Origin of the sequence: Vallitalea pronyensis, from assembly GCF_018141445.1 — a bacterium.
Classification (GTDB): Bacteria; Bacillota; Clostridia; order Lachnospirales; family Vallitaleaceae; genus Vallitalea; species Vallitalea pronyensis.
On the sequence record NZ_CP058649.1, the window covers coordinates 2,018,760 to 2,035,645 of the forward strand.

Consider the following 16,886-nt stretch of genomic DNA (forward strand, 5'->3'; position numbering starts at 1 on the left):
CAAAATTGAAAACAAGTGAATATGAAACATTAAAGGAAAACATGAGGCATCGGGGATATGTCCTTTCACGAAAACTAATGAAGGGGTTATGGAGCTTAATTCGTAGTGTTCTCATTATCGGTATTTGTTTTGTGATCATTTATCCCTTATTATCCAAAATCAGCGTATCCTTTATGGAAGAAATTGATTTTTATGATGCATCGGTTAAGTATATACCCAGGCATTTTACATGGAACAATTATGTGGAGGCATTTCAAGGGATTAAGTTTCCAGAAACATTTAGGAACACCATATTTCTCTCTTTGGTTACCAGTATTTTTCATATGGCATCCTGTACATTTGTTGCTTATGGATTTGCAAGGTTCCAATTCAAGTGGAAGAAGGTATTGCTTGCATTAGTTGTCATTAGCATTGTCATTCCGCCACAAGTCACCATGGTGTCTAACTATATTAACTTTAAGTATTTTGATATCTTTGGTATTTATAAACTCATAACAGGCAATCAAGGTATTAATCTATTGAACTCCTTTGCACCATTTTTTATACTGGGTATTACAGCTTCTGGTATTAAAAATGGTTTGTATATCTTTTTAATGATTCAGTATTTCAGAGGTATGCCAAAGGCATTGGATGAAGCAGCCTATATTGATGGTGCCAGCTTTTTCCAAGTGTTTCGATACATTATGTTACCAGGTGCTATTCCCATGATGGCAACCGTATTCCTATTTTCTTTTGTGTGGCAGTATAATGATGTCTATTATGCAACCATCCTGTTTACAGAGCTTCAAGTGTTCTCAACGTCTATTCAAGGCTTGGCCCGTACCACATTATGGGATGTGACCAGTAGTATTGGGAGTGAGTCCAATATGGCTTATCAAGCACTGATTCGCTCAGCGGCAACAGTGATGGTCATTGCACCTTTAATTGTACTCTATACCTTTACACAGAAATTATTTGTTGAAAGTGTCAGTCGAAGTGGTTTGAAGCTGTAAGGCTGAGTGAATGCTATAGGGAGGTCTCGTCATGAATGGTTTATGGATGAAAAAAGGCATGAGAATATGCACGGTCATGGTCCTTTTATTTAGTATACTTAATACCCATGCAATAAGAGCAAAGAGTAAAACAGAGGAGGTTAACATGGAATTATATGTATCCTTACAAGGTAGTGACAAAGATGATGGCTCAATGAATCGACCTTTTAGAACCATCATGAAGGCACAAAAAGTCATACAAGACATGAATGCAATTCCTAAGGGTGGTATTACCGTCTATATTCGAGAAGGTGTTTATTCTATTGACGATACCTTGTCGTTTACTAGGAAGGATTCTGGTGAACAAGATGCCCCCATTACCTACCAGAATTATAAAGATGAACATGTTTGTATTTCAGGAGGTGTACGCTTAAAGAAAAGTGATTTTACCAGAGTAAATGATGAAGGGATATTGAACCGACTATGGGATGAAAAAGTAAAAGACAAACTGTTACAAGTAGATTTAGATGCAGCGGGTATTGAAGATTATGGTCATCTATCCAGAAGAGGTTACGTGCACAATGATGCACAGCAGGTGACCCAAATGGAGCTGTTTGTTGAAGAACAGCGTATGACCCTAAGCAGATGGCCTAATTATGAGAAAATGCTATGGACATCTATTGTGGATCAAGGACATATACTTAGTCAGGGACAAGATGTGTTGGGGGGACCTACCCTTGCATTTGACAAGACCTTTGAGCGAAGCAAAAAGTGGATGAACAGGGAGGATATATGGATGGATGGTATCCTTTCCTATGACTGGGTTTGGGGATATAACCGTATCCAACATATGGACAGTGAAAAGCGACAGGTGACATTAACCTATGGTACACAAGATGGTGTCTTTGATTGGGGAGAAACACGCGGTGTATTTTTTCAAAACATATTAGAAGAAATCGATATGCCAGGTGAGTATTATATAGATAGAGATGCAAAAAAACTTTACTATTATCCCACAACAGCCTTTCAAGAATCCCCTGACCCTGAGATTCTTCTTAGCCATGCCAATAAACCCTTGTTAAGTCTTAAGAATTGTGCTTACATGAACTTTAAGGGTATTGTATTTGACGGTACACGAAGTGATGGTATAGTATGTCATGAGGGCGATAACCATCATATCACATTTGAGGGAATAACTGTTAAGCATATCGGTCAAACAGGTATTGTGCTTCATGGCACAGATATAAAAGTATTGGATTCGGATATCTATAATCTTGGTTCCGCCGGGGTAAGGGTTAACGGTGGCGATAAAAAGACGTTGACATCAAGTCATAATACCATTACAAACTGCCATATCTATAACGTTGGACAGATTCGTAAGGGGTATAACCCGGCTTTAAGTATGGATGGTGTTGGGGTGGTTGTAAGCCATAACCTGATCCACGATACGCCCCATATGGCCATTACAGTAAGGGGTAATGATCACTTCATCGCATATAATGAATGCTATAATATTTCACAGATATTTAGAGACATGGGTATTATTTATATGAATCTTGGAGCACGGCCCTATGAGCGTGGCACGCATATTTATCGTAATTATTTCCATGATTATTGGTCCATTAATGATGAACATGATGATAATAATGGTGTGTATCTGGACAATGGCACCCAAGGGGTCTTGATTAATGAAAACATTTTTTATCGAAGCGATGTGGTTGGCATTTTTACCCATGGTGGAGGTTTTAATACCATGAAAAACAACCTGTTTATCGATGTTTCAGGACCTTATCGGGATGTAAACTTTATGCAGACAGGATGGGGATATTGGATTATCCGTAACACGGTAAAACAGTGGGCTGAGCAAAAAGCAACCATGGATTTTGCATCCATGCCCCATGCTAAATACGACCGTTTGGTGGCCTTCTATAACTTTGATGATACCTATGTCTCAGAGATGATGAGTCTGGATAGTGCAGAAGATGATCGGCCTTGGAACAAATTTGGGGGCACCATGCAAAACGCTCAACCAGACAATGTATTCAAGGATAATGTGATCTATAACCATAACAACCCAATGCTCTCACGACATGAAGAGGGTATTTGGCGAAATACAGGCCACGGGACCTTTAGTGCTGTTGTTAGTGATGGTAATGTGGTCATGGATGAAAACCCAGGTTTTGTTGATTATGACAACGATGATTTTACCCTAAAACCAGATGCTAAGGTCCATACACTCATGGATAATTTTCCTAATATTCCATTTCACGAGATGGGTTTATATGTCAATGAAAATAGACCTTCTCTGCCAGCATCAACCGTTGGAAAAGTGAAACTTATTGTAAGTGGCCATAAGAAAAAAGAAACCGTGATTCTAAAAGAAGGTGACACATTTTTGGTATCCAGTGAAGTGTTACCAAAACCATCAGTTGGGGAAAAGCCATTGATTATCTATCGCTCATCCAATGAAACCATAGCCGTTGTTGATGCAGGGGGTAAGGTAACGGGATTAAGTCCAGGATTCGTGGAAATAACAGCACATAGCGCCAATAATATGGGTATTTACGATGGGCATATGTTCCGAGTAGACAAAGATATTCAGAAAGAAAATGAAGACCTTAATGATGCAGATAGTCGAGAAACAACCATGACGTCAACCCATGAAAAAATGGATGTCATGTCTCAAGATAGAGAAAGTTCTGTGGATGCTTCCAATGAAAAAAAGACTGGCTTTACAGGTACTATGGTGTCTCTTGGTATTTTATTGACAATTATAACAGGTGGTGTTATATTCCTAAAGAGAAGAAAATAGTAAATAGGAGGGGTTTTTGTGGGTTTCAATTATCGCATGATGATTGTATGCTTGCTGGCATTTTGTCTGACAGGATGTTGCAACGGTGTTCATCATCAACAGGAACAGCAAATCACCCATGATATGGATGCAGACGATACGTTAGTAACGGTTGACTGGTATATTCATCTATCAAATTATCGACGTTCATGGAACCCGGATACATCCCTTATTGATAAAATCATTTCAGAAAAAACCGGTGTTAACATTAATATGATGACAGCATATGGCAGCAATGCAGATGAAAACATTATGAAAATGCTGGCCTCCGATGATACACCAGATATTATAACCGTAGATCGGTATTATGATATCTTTCATGTGGTTCAAAACAGCGGTAAGTTTCATGACTATAATACCTTGATTGATACATATATTCCAGAGTTTCGTCAAGAAATTCCTCAGTCCATGATTGATACCTACACCATGGACAATGGGGACTGGTATGCTTTCATCAGTTTCTTCAATGCACCTGAGTTCATGGGTAAGGATAATTATATGAAAACGAATAATGTATGTGTTGCTAGACAGGACATCATGCAGCAATTAGCTATTAAGCCCGAAGATTTTAGGACTGAAGAAGGTATGTATGAGGCTTTAGTTAAGGTAAAGGAAAGTGGTATGACCTATAAGGGAAAAGAACTCATACCTTTTATTTCTCTTTTTAATGGATGGGGAATCATTGAGTATGCCTCCATACCCTTGGAGGACCAAGAGGGCAATCTGATCATGATTGAAAAAAGTCCAGAGTACCTTGATCGACTTAAATTTCTCAATAAACTATTAAGAGAAGGGCTTATGTCCTATGACATATTTACCGCAACGGATGAGCAAATACAGGAAATGGTCAAGGAAGGCAGGGTATTCTGCTTTAATGGCACATTGCCAAGAGCTGCAATGGCAGCGCTTTATAAGGAAGACCCTTCTGCCAAATATGTTCCTGTTGAGCCTGTACGCAATCCAGACGGCAGAAGGCCATATGTGCAATCGGGGATGGCTGGATGGACAGGAACATTCGTATCCAAGAATACAGAACATCCAGAAGCAATTATGAAATTAATACAGTATTTATACAGCGAAGAAGGGCAGATGCTCACTTCTTTTGGTGTTGAAGGGGTGACCTATGAGATTGTAGACGGCAGGGTACAGTACACCCAAGTAGCCATTGAGGCCAAAGAAGATGGAACATATGACAGTACATATGGTGCTGAATTTTGGCCCATGTTAGAACCTTTTTTTGTTCAGAAGATGCAGGAATTACCTGTAACAGATGTGGATAGGATGTTTCATGACATTGATCGATACTTTAGTCAATTCGTGTACAATGATCTGCCTTTTGTTACCATGATACCAAAAGAAGCAAGCGTATACAGCACCAGGCTGCAAAAAAGTGCGTTATTTGATTTAACCAATATCTTATTAGCAAAAAGTGCTGAGGAAGTAGAACAAGCATACGATAAAGCTCTTGAACGATTGAAGCAATCAGGTTATGATGACGTGATTAACTATCAAAATATCATCTTTCAGAAAAATAAACAACGGGCAAATATAGAAAGAGCTTGGCCCAGTTACCATCATGACAATGAATAAAAGGTTGGAAATGCTATGGTCATTCTTTCTCTTTTAAGTAAAATTAAAGATAGAATTCTACATATGGGTATTATGAATAAGCTGGTATTATCCTACGTTGTGCTTATTCTTTTTCCCATTCTTTTCATACTAAATTATACAAGTCGACTGAATCGAGAAATCATTATTGCAGATAGCATTAATGAAAAATTAGCCCTTACCAATAATCTGTCCAATACATTGAATAACCATATCGCCCATATTGAAGGCATTAGCAATCAAGTGGCATACAATAGTCAAATGCTTCATTTTTTAAGTACACCTTTTGAAATGAATCAAGAAGAACTCAACAATTATACCAATGCGATTCTGCCTTTTATGAGTAATTTAAGAGGTTTAAATAAGTACGCCATCGATAGTATCAGTATCTATTCAACCAATGAAACCATACCAGAGACTTGGAACTATTTTCTGCATGCTTCCAACATTACAGATTTTGCCTGGTATGGTGCCTTTATTGAAAGCAGTGAAAAGGAGAAGTGGCTGATTGGTGATAACCTGGGTTCTCTAGGCATTAATGTCCATGAGCGACATACGGAATACATGGCCTACATAAAAAAACTATTTGATACGGATGGGGCTTATCTCGGTTTATTGATTATTCAAATCACCGAAAAAAGTTTTGTGGATAACATCCTCTTATGGGTGAAGGATGAAGAGAATATCTTTCTCATTAATAAGAAGGAAAGAGAATTGGTCAATGCAAAGTCATTTGATGAAGATTTCGGTATTGATACTTTTTTTCGTATACTAGAATCTGGAAGAGAATATAGGTATGATCATGATACAATTATTACTTTTAAAGAACTCTCCAACATCGATTTAATCTTGTTTTATAAGTCATCCATTGATCAAGCCAATGAAGCCTTCAAGCATACCATGAAAATCATGCGGAGTATTATCATTGTCAGCAGTATTCTGCTCATATTGGTTATTTATTATATTGTAAAAAAGACTGTTGGTGATATGAACAGCATTGCAAGAACCATGATAAGAGCAGCAAGTGGTGATCTATCGGCTAGTGTAGAAACCACAAGAATGGATGAGGTGGGACAAATTGGAGAAAGCTATAATGTGCTCATTAGTCGTATCAATACCCTCATTGATAAAGTAGTGGAAAAAGAGATGGCTCAAAAAAATGCTCAGCTCAATGCTTTGCAGTATCAAATCAATCCACATTTCATCTATAATACCCTTGATATCTTTCGTATGAAATTAGAAATATCAGGTGAAGTTGAAACGGGTAATGCCATTGCAACCTTCGGTAAGCTTCTTCGATATAACCTGAAGGGAAGAGATCAATACACCACCCTTATTGAAGAAATCAACCAAGTAGAAAACTACATGGACATTCAAAAATTTCGTTTAGGTGATAATATAAAATGGCATTGTGACATTCCAAGTGAGTTGGCTAATCAAAAAGTCGTGAAGTTAATCCTTCAGCCCATTGTTGAGAACAGCATCATTCATGGTTATCGGGGATATGGCACTTGCTTGACCATAAGCATTTACATTAAAAGGTATGACGACCGTTATGACATCTACATTGAAGACGATGGTAACGGCATTGACCCAGATAAACTGCAATATATTAATCATGAATTTAAAATATCCAAATATGATCGCATGCGGGATAAGATTATTGATCGGGGCATAGGCTTAACCAATGTGAACCTACGTATCAAAATATTTTATGGAAACGCCTATTACATAAAGGTGGAAAGCCAGAAAGGGAAAGGTACCAAGGTGATTATACCAATACAATTAGAGGGGGAATTGGATGTATAACATGCTAATAGTAGATGATGAACAATGGATTAGTCAAGGTTTAGCAACCATGGTCAAGCGTATGGAATGCAAAGATATTGGTGACATCATTTATAAATTTTCAGGTAAAGATGGACTTGACGCATTTCAACAGAACACCATTGATTTGATACTCACGGATATCTGTATGCCTGAAATGTCCGGACTGACATTCATTGAAGCCATTAGAAAAAAGTCCGATGTACCCATTGGTGTCATAAGTGGTTATGAAGATTTTGTTTACGTGGATAAAGCTTATAAACAAGGTATCGTTGGCTATATGCTAAAGCCCATTATGTTTGAAGAGCTAAAAGAAATTATTGACAAAATGATCAGTATCTTAAAAAGAAGAGAAGAAGAGCATCAATGGAATCAAAAAAGAGATACCATGTATACCCATACATTGATTGAAAATAAGATTAATCGATTTCTGCAATTAGTAAGACAAAATGATGAGAGCCATATGAGTATTACCAGAGAAATGGAAGGCATCTTTCCCTTCCCTTATTATGCTGTAGGGCTGGTTAAAATTAAAAAAAGCGAACATAAAGTCGTCAAAGAAATAGAAGATGAGATGGCGAATATCTATTTTGAGGGCACGAAAAAAAATGTTTACCATATGATTGATTATAAAAATGATCTGGTGATTATCTTTAATTTCTTAGAACCAGAGTGCTACAAAGACGTTTGCCAATACATGGAGAATTTAAAAACCTTTGCTAAAGATAAGAAGGAAGATATCGTGTATTCCATTAGCTCCTATATGCATGGCTTCCAAAACATCTATACCTTACATAATGAGGCCTATGAAGCGAATCGGTACAATGCATTGATACAACAAGATCAAGTGATTAAATACGGGGATTATGCCCCCTTAAAAAAGAGTGGAAAAGAAGATTTTCAAAATAAAATAAAACACTTTCAATGTGCTGTAGAAATCACGGATAAAAAAGCCATGATGGGCTATATTGACGAACTATTTACCACCGAGAGGTTGAAACATTATTGTTTTTCGCTGATTGAATGGCTCTATAAAACAACATGCCATGTACTGTCCCAATTGGTGCAAAGCAATGAAGTTGAGATGATCACAGAAGACATTAGCCAATTCTTATCCATTAAGGAATTACGAATCTATCTAAAAAGCTGGATACTCAAGAACATCAATGAAAAAGAAGAACTGAACTATCAATCCCCTGTGGAGCTTGCTCTTGAATTCATTAAACATAACTACCATAAAGATATTAGTTTAACCTATGTCTCCAATGTGGTTTCACTGAATTATTCCTATTTTAGTAAGTTATTTAAAGAATATACCGGTATGAAATTTATTGACTATCTGACCCAGTTTCGTCTTAGCAAAGCAAAGGAAATGCTTGAAGATTCAACATGGAGTATTGAAGAAATAAGTAAATCTGTTGGTTATAAAAATTATAGGCATTTTACCACGTCTTTTAAAAGGCAGTACCATATTAAGCCTTCAGAGATGCGTAAAAAGAGACAGTCTAGTGGGTTTTTTAATACCAAAAACCATGATGCAAAAAGCATATAACCAGATAGGTTTTGATGAAGAACAGCTGTATGGATTAAAATCTATTGAAGTGATTGGAATAATCACGTCTAATGAAGAGCAAGTCCTAAGAAGGGCTTGTTTTTTTGTCTTATACGAAAGTTCTCAATGCCTCTTTTTTCTTGCTACACTACAATTCAAAGGTATTGATGTTAGGTAATTATTAAGTAACATTATGGAGGGTATACGTAGAAAAAGGCATAATAGACTGAAAAAAGGATGTAATTAGCATATTATTGTACAAATATAACAATAAAAATGGTGGTAATCACAAAAAAATCGTTGACAAAGTTAATTAATCGTGATAAGGTGTAAACATAAGTTAGCTTTTGTAAGCTAACAACCAGAAACATCATGGATAATAGCTGGTTAATCATTGAGATGAGAAAAAGGATAGGGTGGAAGGTTATGACGACACGTGTTTTGAAACAGCCAAAAAAGAATAAGACAACACAAAAAAAGCTATTAAAAAGCTTTAAGAAAAATTATGCTCTTTGGTTATTTGTTCTGCCAGGTATCGTATTAACATTTATTTTTAGCTATGTACCTTTATATGGTGTACAAATTGCTTTTCGAAATTTTAATCCCAAGTTAGGTTTTTTTAGCAGTCAATGGGTTGGGCTGAAACATTTTATAAGGTTTTTTGATTCCCCTTATTTTTTTATGACCATTAAGAATACGTTTGTACTGAGTTTTTATTCCTTAGTTGCAGGGTTTCCCATACCGATCCTGTTAGCCTTATTGTTAAATTCATTTCGACATAAGCGATATCGAAAAGTCATTCAGACGGTTACATATGCTCCTAATTTCATTTCAACAGTGGTTATGTGTGGTATGTTATTGCTATTTCTATCACCCAGAGTTGGGGTGATCAATAGTGTGATTACTTTCTTTGGAGGAGAAGCCATTAATTTCATGGGTGAGAAAAGCTTGTGGCGCCATATCTATGTATGGTCTGGGGTATGGCAGGGAATGGGATGGAGTTCGGTTATTTATTTTGCAGCACTTTCCTCAGTAAGTCCCGAACTGCACGAGGCAGCCCGCATGGATGGGGCAAGTAAGTTCCAAATGGTCCGTTACATTGATTTCCCAAGTATCATTCCTACTGCCACCATATTACTTATTCTAAGTTGTGGAAGTATATTGTCTGTTGGATTTGAAAAAGTGTTCTTACTGCAAAATGATTTGAATTTAAGTGTATCACAAGTGATATCAACCTATGTGTATAAAGTGGGATTAATCGATAATAATATCTCCTATTCCTCTGCCATTGGTTTGTTTAATTCAGGTGTCAATGCTTTGCTTTTGATTGCCGTCAATAGGATATCTAAGAAACTGTCAGGCATTAGTTTATGGTAAGGAGAGGTAGAGGATGAAAAAAACAGTACATGCAAGACAAGATAAGATATATGACATTACCATTTTTATCATTTTAAGCATTATATTTTTAATTGTGGCTTATCCACTGTATTTTATTGTGATATCTTCTGTCAGTAACCCAGAGGCTGTAGCCAGTGGTCAAGTTTTCCTCTATCCTATTGGTTTAACGTTAAAAGGATATGGAGAAGTGTTCAAAAATAATGAAGTGATGACAGGTTTTTTGAACTCATTATTTTATACTTTTTGTGGCGTTTTACTCAACTTAACCGTAACATTACCTACAGCTTTTGCTCTATCTAGAGATAAGTTTAATGGAAAGAAACTGGTGACAATCTTCTATATGATTACCATGTTTGTCAGTGGAGGTATGATACCCACGTATCTCGTTGTTAAGAATCTCCATCTACTAGACTCCATGTTTGCACTGATCTTGCCAGGTGCATTGGGTGTTTACAATATGATCGTAGCCCGAACATTTTTTAAGATGAATATATCCGAAGAGTTATATGATGCAGCAGCTATTGATGGCTGCGGTGACGGGAAGTTTTTCTTTCGTATTGCATTGCCCCTTTCAAAAGCCATTATTGCCATCATGGTATTGTATTATGGTGTTGGGCATTGGAATTCATATTTTTCAGCCTTACTCTACATAAAATCAGAAGCCAAGTTTCCATTACAGTTAGTGTTACGTTCCATACTGGTCCAGAATGAAAGCCATTTAAAACAAGCCATGACAACAGCAGCTCAGATCAAAGCAATGGAAGAGAAACGCCAGTTAATGGAACTCATGAAATATTCGCTGATTATAATTTCCAGTATCCCTGTATTAGTCATGTATCCTTTTGTGCAAAAGCATTTTGTTAAAGGTGTGATGATTGGTTCTATTAAGGGATAAAGTATGATGAACTTAACGTCTTACACACGATGGAAGCAAATGCCAAGGCAGTTTAACAGGCTAAGTCGTGATGCATAATTAAGACGTAGTTATAAATAAAAGGAGGCGTTTTAATGAAGAAAAAACAATGGGTTACTGTGTTACTCATCCTAGCCGTGAGTATGATGACAATTTTATCAGGATGCAGCAGTAACAAAGACAATGATAAGAAAAAAACGGCAAAAGAAGTCAATACACAGGTGGATGATTCTGGAAAAGTAAATGGTCTCATGTATAAAGAAGGATTACCCATTGTTGACCCGGGTGATTATTCCTTTTCCATCTTTACAGATGGGGATAAAACAACAGATGATTTCTATCTGATGCCTGTTTTAAAGGAACAAACAGGTATCGACGTGGATGTTCAGCTATTTTCTTATGAGGTTGCCAAAGAAAGATACAGCCTTGCTTTGAATTCAGGTGATTATGCCGATTGTATTGGAGGCTGGGTATTGTCTTCCACAGACATTCTTAAGTTTGGTGTGGATATGGGTACATTTATTCCCCTAGAAGATTATTTTGAAGCCTTCGCTCCTAATATTTCAGCTGTTCTTGAATTAGAGGGTGTGCGTGAAAAAATGACTGCTCCAGACGGACACATTTATTCCATACCTTATGTCCTAGCAGCCCCAGAGGTGGATTTTAATCCTTACATCAATACACGCTGGTTAGAGAACCTTGGTCTTGAAGTGCCTCAGACCACAGAAGACCTAAAGAAGGTGCTAACAGCCTTTAAAGAAAAAGACGCTAATGGCAATGGGGACACCGATGATGAAATTCCATTTTCATTCAGCCCAGATAACAAAAACATCGGTTACATGGCAGGATATTTCGGTATGTCCTTGAATGAATACGGTTTTACAATGGTGGGTGATGAATTAGTATTTGGTGCCAATCAAGAACCTTATAAAGACATTATCATGTACATGAGCGATCTCTATAAAAACGGTTTATTGGATCAAGAAATGTTTACACAAGATGCTGCCCAGTGGAAAGCTAAAGGTGGTCAAGATCTCTATGGCGTATGCATGATGTATGGCAGTGGCGATATCATGCCTTATGAAGCAGGAGAAACACCAGATTGGATACCCCTTCCTGTGTTAAGCAGTGAAAAATGCGATGAACCTGTTTGGTTCAGAGATACCTATGGTACAACCGTTCTTAAAAATCAAGTGGTTGTAACAGATAATGCCAAGAACCCTGAAGCCATTGTCAGATGGTGGGATAACTTGTTTGAATTAGAAAATTCCATACAGACCAATGGAGGTCCTCTCGGTATTGCTTTACATAAAAAAGATAACGGTTATGAAATCAATCAGACCAACATGACGCAAGAAGAAAAAGATACCTACAGCTGGATTAATCTGTTTCCACAATCCTTACCAAGGTACATACCAACGGATTTCAAGTTTTTAGAAAATCCTCCTTCTTATCCAGAAAAGGATAAGGTTGATGAAGCCTATGCGCCTTATTTACTTGAGAAGATTATTCCACCTTATTGGGCAACCTTAGAAGAAAGCTCAAGTTTATCGGAGCTTCAGACATCCATCACCGACTATATTACAGAAAAGACTGCGGAATGGATTGCTGGTCAGGCAGATGTGGAAGCTGAGTGGGACAGTTACTTAAAACAACTTAATAAATTGAAGTTAGATGACTATATCCAGATACGCCAAAACGCGATTAAAGCGTCAAAGAATTAAAGTTGTAAGCAATAATATATGAAAGATGGATGTGAGTATTCCTTACAACCATCTTTCGTATACCATGAGATGGTAAAACAGGCAATATGACCGTTGTATAAGATGAAGCTGACAAAGATGGAGGAAGAGCATGTCAGAATCAAAAGCACCAAATCTGATCAAAGAAGAAATGATAGAAGAAGGGGTACACAATTATAGTACGAAGAGGAGCTATGTGTCTCCTACGGATCAAAAGGTGTTGGATAAGCTGAATTGGTTTCAAGACCAAAAGTTAGCCCTCATGATGCATTGGGGTCCTTATTCTCAGTTAGGTATTGTGGAGTCATGGGCTCTTAGTGATGCAGATGCTGAATGGTCAAGACACGGTGTTGATTGGGAAGTAACAGGTGAAGCATTTAAGAAAGAATACTTTGATTTAAACAAAACCTTTAATCCCATACGTTTTCAACCTGAAAAATGGGCAGCTATTGCAGCGGAAGCCGGTATACGGTATTTTATCTTTACCACAAAACATCATGATGGCTTTTGCATGTGGGATACTCAGTATTCAGACTATAAGATATCAGGAGAAGACTGCCCATTCCATAAGCATCGCTATGCAGATATATGCGCGCACTTATTTGAAGCCTTCCGTAAAAAAGGCATCGGGATAGCCGCTTATTTTTCCAAAGCGGATTGGCATATTGACAGTTATTGGAGTAATCGATACGAAAGAGGCTGTTACCAAAATAGAGGGCCTTCCTATAACCCCCTAGAAAATACAGAAGAATGGGAACGCTTCGTTCGGTTCACACACAATCAAATCTTAGAACTGGGCACGAAATATGGAAAAATAGACATCATGTGGTTTGATGCTGGCTGGGTGTGTAAAGCCAATAACCAAGACATTCGTCTTGGCGAAATCATTGACAAAGTCAGGACATTTCAACCGGGTATGCTGTGTGCCGATAGAACAGTAGGAGGAGCTTATGAGAATTATGTGACACCAGAGCAATGTGTACCCGAGGAACCCCTTGGTATACCTTGGGAAAGTTGTATCACCCTTGGGAACTCTTTTGCTTATGCTTATAGTGACACCTATAAAAGTGCTAGAGAAGTGGTCTTATTGCTTATTGATATTGTATCCAAGGGTGGCAATCTTGCCATCAATGTAGCACCACAACCGGATGGCAGGTTACCTATGGAAGCCATCACATCCCTAAAGGGATTAGGTGCATGGCTGAAGGTCAATGGTGAAGCCATCTATGGTACCCGCGTATGTAAGCCTTATAAAAAGGATGGTATTGCATTCACCAAAAAACAGGATACCGTCTACGCCATTGAATCCTTTGAAAAGGTATCCCATCAGGTACCATCACAGGTATGGATTCCATATGATGGGGAGGTATCCAACATCACCCTATTGGAAAGCAATGAACGGGTTATATTTGAAAAGAAAGAAAACGGATACCAAGTACAATGTCCAGAACATGATGGAGAAGCGCCCGTGGCACGCGTGTTTTGCTTAACATCATAAGCATGCTGCTTGTGGATGACCTAAGTCAACTTAAGCAGCATGGTCATACTTGTAACAGTTAGACCATTTAATTTGATTGAAACCTAGGAGGAGCTGTATGACCCACTCTCATTTAATTGGTTATGTTTCTATAAAAGACTTACCAATGTTTAAAGAAGAAGACATCAAAAAATCAGACATCATCAATTTAGCCTTTGCACGCATTGAAGATGGAAAAGTGATATCAGAACTGCATGATTACCTTTCTTATATTGAAAGTGCGAAAAAAATCAATCCCCAGATACGGTTTGTCCTATCCATTGGGGGTTGGGGTGCGGGAGGATTTTCAAAGGCATCATCCACTAAATTGGGAAGAGAACAACTCATTGATTCGGCAATTGAACACATGAAATGGGCTAAACTGGATGGGATAGATCTTGACTGGGAATACCCTTGCATGTCAATAGCTGGTATTGATGCAGCAAAAGACGATAAAGAAAATTTCACCTATCTCCTCCAAGGGTTTCGATATGCCATGAATGAACAAGGGTTTGAAGATAAGCTATTAACCATTGCTGCGGCAGGAGATGGGTACTATACACGATGTACCCAGATGGACCAAGTACAACAATACGTGGACTATGTGCAATTAATGACCTATGATCTACGAGGAGGTTTTACGGTACAAACAGGTCATCATACAAACCTATATGCCAATGCTATAGACTTTTCCAGTGCCAGTGTTCATCAAGCCGTAACCTATTTTGTAGAAGCAGGTGTACCAAAAGAAAAATTAGTCATTGGCGCAGCCTTTTACTCAAGGATGTGGAAAGGAGTCCCCAATGTGAATAACGGTCTAATGCAGATGGCAGAAACCACAGGGGGATATGGACCCAGTTACAGCGAACTCTTAGGGGATTATATTGATAAAAATGGATTCACTCGTTTTTGGGATGATGAAGCAAAAGCACCCTATTTATTTAATGGGGATTGCTTTATTAGCTATGAAGACCAAGAATCTTTAACGTATAAATTGAACTACATGCAAGAACATGGGTTATACGGCTTAATGTACTGGGAATATGGTACAGACAAAAGTGGTACTTTATTAGATTTTATCCACGGTAAGCGATTGAAAAAACTTGAAGGTATGTGTATGGCAGCCGTTAAAAAGTGAAGCGTGCGTATAAGTTGCTATGAAAGTCTATACCAGAAAGGAAGGGATAAGAAAATGGAAAAATGGTTTGAAGAAGCAAAGTTGGGTATCTTTATTCATTATGGCATTTATGCAGTAGAAGGGGTATCTGAATCATGGTCATTTTATCATCATCGTGTGCCTTATGACCAATACATGAAACAACTGGATGGTTTTACAGCTGCTCAGTTTGATGCAGATCATTGGGCCGATGTGATTGAGAAATCAGGAGCCAAATACGCGGTACTCACCACGAAACATCACGATGGTGTAGCACTTTTTGATACACAATACAGTGACTTAAATGTGGTTAAAAGAACCCCTGCTAAAAGGGATATTATAAAGGAATATGCAGAAGCAATCAAGAATAAGGGGATTCGCTGCGGCATGTATTATTCTTTAATTGATTGGTCCCATCCCGATTATGCCAGCGTGTTTGAAGGTGGTGTCGTACCAGAAGACCTATCGGAGGTTAATGGTTATTCCTATCCAGCAGATGGCAAACAGGATGAAGAAGCATGGGAGCGTTTTTTGACTTTTAATCGTAACCAATTAAAAGAAGTGCTCTCCAATTATGGTACAGTTGATGTATTGTGGTTTGACGGTGATTGGGAGAGAAGTGCCAAGCAATGGGGGCTCCCAGCTTTCAAAGACTACTTACAATCCTTTAACCCTAACCTGATCATTAATTCCAGATTACAAGGTCACGGGGATTATAAAACACCGGAACAGGGATTACCCATCACACGACCAGAAGGGCCATGGGAGTTCTGTACCACAGTGAACGATTCTTGGGGTTATATACCAGAGGATCAGCACTATAAATCCTTGAAACAGATTATTCGCATGTTCTGCGACTGTATCAGTATGGGTGGCAATATGTTACTGGATATTGGACCAAAAGAAGATGGTACCATCGTACCTGAAGAAGAAGAACTGTTGTTAGACTTGGGAAAGTGGATAAAACAACATGAAGAAGCCATTTATGCAACCAAAGAAGGTCTTATGTTAAGGTATTATTTAGGCGGCTCCACCTTATCAAAGGATGAAGAGACCATTTACTTATTTGTTTATGATGACCCAAAAGAAGCCATTTGTTTAAAAGGACTCTGTAATCAGGTCAAAAAAATCTCTGTATTGCACTCAGGCGAAATATTAACCTATGATAGTCATGGTGGTGTGCCATGGTTCAATATTCCAGGAACTCTATGGATTCATTTGACTGGAAAAGCCTGCCACGAACATGTAACTGTTGTGAAGGTAGAATGTGAAGGAAAAGTAGATATGTATGGTGGCAGCGGTGCTGTTGTCACGCATAATTAAGCAAAACCTATCGCCTACAAGAGGAGGGA

Annotated in this window: 12 protein-coding genes; all 12 read left to right on the top strand. The window is 38.0% G+C overall.

The features are described from left to right. Positions 1-5 precede the first annotated feature (5 nt). A complete protein-coding gene (locus HZI73_RS08305) occupies positions 6-992 on the top strand; it encodes a carbohydrate ABC transporter permease (protein ID WP_212697782.1) in 987 nt (328 codons plus the stop codon). Positions 993-1,023: 31 nt separating this feature from the next. Next, positions 1,024-3,783 carry a right-handed parallel beta-helix repeat-containing protein gene (locus HZI73_RS08310; protein ID WP_212697783.1) on the top strand — a complete coding sequence of 920 codons (2,760 nt, stop codon included), beginning with the start codon at positions 1,024-1,026 and terminating at the stop codon, positions 3,781-3,783. Positions 3,784-3,801: 18 nt separating this feature from the next. Further along, the gene (locus HZI73_RS08315; protein ID WP_212697784.1) at positions 3,802-5,412 is read left to right on the top strand and encodes an extracellular solute-binding protein; all 1,611 of its coding nucleotides are present in this window, start codon (positions 3,802-3,804) and stop codon (positions 5,410-5,412) included. A gap of 72 nt (positions 5,413-5,484) precedes the next feature. Then, positions 5,485-7,239 carry a sensor histidine kinase gene (locus HZI73_RS08320; RefSeq protein ID WP_212697785.1) on the top strand — a complete coding sequence of 585 codons (1,755 nt, stop codon included), beginning with the start codon at positions 5,485-5,487 and terminating at the stop codon, positions 7,237-7,239. Continuing rightward, positions 7,232-8,809, top strand: coding sequence for a response regulator transcription factor (locus HZI73_RS08325; protein ID WP_212697786.1), 1,578 nt, complete (start codon positions 7,232-7,234; stop codon positions 8,807-8,809). The genes HZI73_RS08320 and HZI73_RS08325 overlap by 8 nt, the downstream gene beginning before the upstream one ends. Beyond that, positions 8,790-8,987: a hypothetical protein gene (locus tag HZI73_RS08330; RefSeq protein ID WP_212697787.1), complete on the top strand. Its 198-nt coding sequence runs from the start codon at positions 8,790-8,792 to the stop codon at positions 8,985-8,987. Before HZI73_RS08325 ends, HZI73_RS08330 begins: the two co-directional genes overlap by 20 nt. A gap of 248 nt (positions 8,988-9,235) precedes the next feature. Beyond that, on the top strand, positions 9,236-10,186 hold the full coding sequence (locus tag HZI73_RS08335; RefSeq protein WP_212697788.1) for an ABC transporter permease: 951 nt from the start codon (positions 9,236-9,238) through the stop codon (positions 10,184-10,186). Between the two features lie 13 nt (positions 10,187-10,199). Then, positions 10,200-11,102, top strand: coding sequence for a carbohydrate ABC transporter permease (locus tag HZI73_RS08340; protein ID WP_212697789.1), 903 nt, complete (start codon positions 10,200-10,202; stop codon positions 11,100-11,102). Between the two features lie 113 nt (positions 11,103-11,215). After that, positions 11,216-12,844, top strand: coding sequence for a type 2 periplasmic-binding domain-containing protein (locus HZI73_RS08345; RefSeq protein ID WP_212697790.1), 1,629 nt, complete (start codon positions 11,216-11,218; stop codon positions 12,842-12,844). Positions 12,845-12,974: 130 nt separating this feature from the next. Continuing rightward, the gene (locus HZI73_RS08350) at positions 12,975-14,360 is read left to right on the top strand and encodes an alpha-L-fucosidase (protein ID WP_212697791.1); all 1,386 of its coding nucleotides are present in this window, start codon (positions 12,975-12,977) and stop codon (positions 14,358-14,360) included. A 97-nt stretch (positions 14,361-14,457) separates the two neighbouring features. Next, positions 14,458-15,516 carry a glycoside hydrolase family 18 protein gene (locus HZI73_RS08355; RefSeq protein ID WP_212697792.1) on the top strand — a complete coding sequence of 353 codons (1,059 nt, stop codon included), beginning with the start codon at positions 14,458-14,460 and terminating at the stop codon, positions 15,514-15,516. A 3-nt stretch (positions 15,517-15,519) separates the two neighbouring features. Further along, entirely contained in the window at positions 15,520-16,857 is a 1,338-nt protein-coding gene (locus HZI73_RS08360) for an alpha-L-fucosidase (RefSeq protein WP_281418870.1), read from the top strand. Positions 16,858-16,886: the final 29 nt, after the last annotated feature.

Coding starts and splice junctions, on each gene's coding strand:
- HZI73_RS08355 (WP_212697792.1), top strand. CDS start 14,458: ATGACCCACTCTCATTTAATTGGTTATGTTTCTATAAAAGACTTACCA.
- HZI73_RS08325 (WP_212697786.1), top strand. CDS start 7,232: ATGTATAACATGCTAATAGTAGATGATGAACAATGGATTAGTCAAGGT.
- HZI73_RS08335 (WP_212697788.1), top strand. CDS start 9,236: ATGACGACACGTGTTTTGAAACAGCCAAAAAAGAATAAGACAACACAA.
- HZI73_RS08340 (WP_212697789.1), top strand. CDS start 10,200: ATGAAAAAAACAGTACATGCAAGACAAGATAAGATATATGACATTACC.
- HZI73_RS08310 (WP_212697783.1), top strand. CDS start 1,024: ATGAATGGTTTATGGATGAAAAAAGGCATGAGAATATGCACGGTCATG.
- HZI73_RS08345 (WP_212697790.1), top strand. CDS start 11,216: ATGAAGAAAAAACAATGGGTTACTGTGTTACTCATCCTAGCCGTGAGT.
- HZI73_RS08350 (WP_212697791.1), top strand. CDS start 12,975: ATGTCAGAATCAAAAGCACCAAATCTGATCAAAGAAGAAATGATAGAA.
- HZI73_RS08320 (WP_212697785.1), top strand. CDS start 5,485: ATGAATAAGCTGGTATTATCCTACGTTGTGCTTATTCTTTTTCCCATT.
- HZI73_RS08330 (WP_212697787.1), top strand. CDS start 8,790: ATGATGCAAAAAGCATATAACCAGATAGGTTTTGATGAAGAACAGCTG.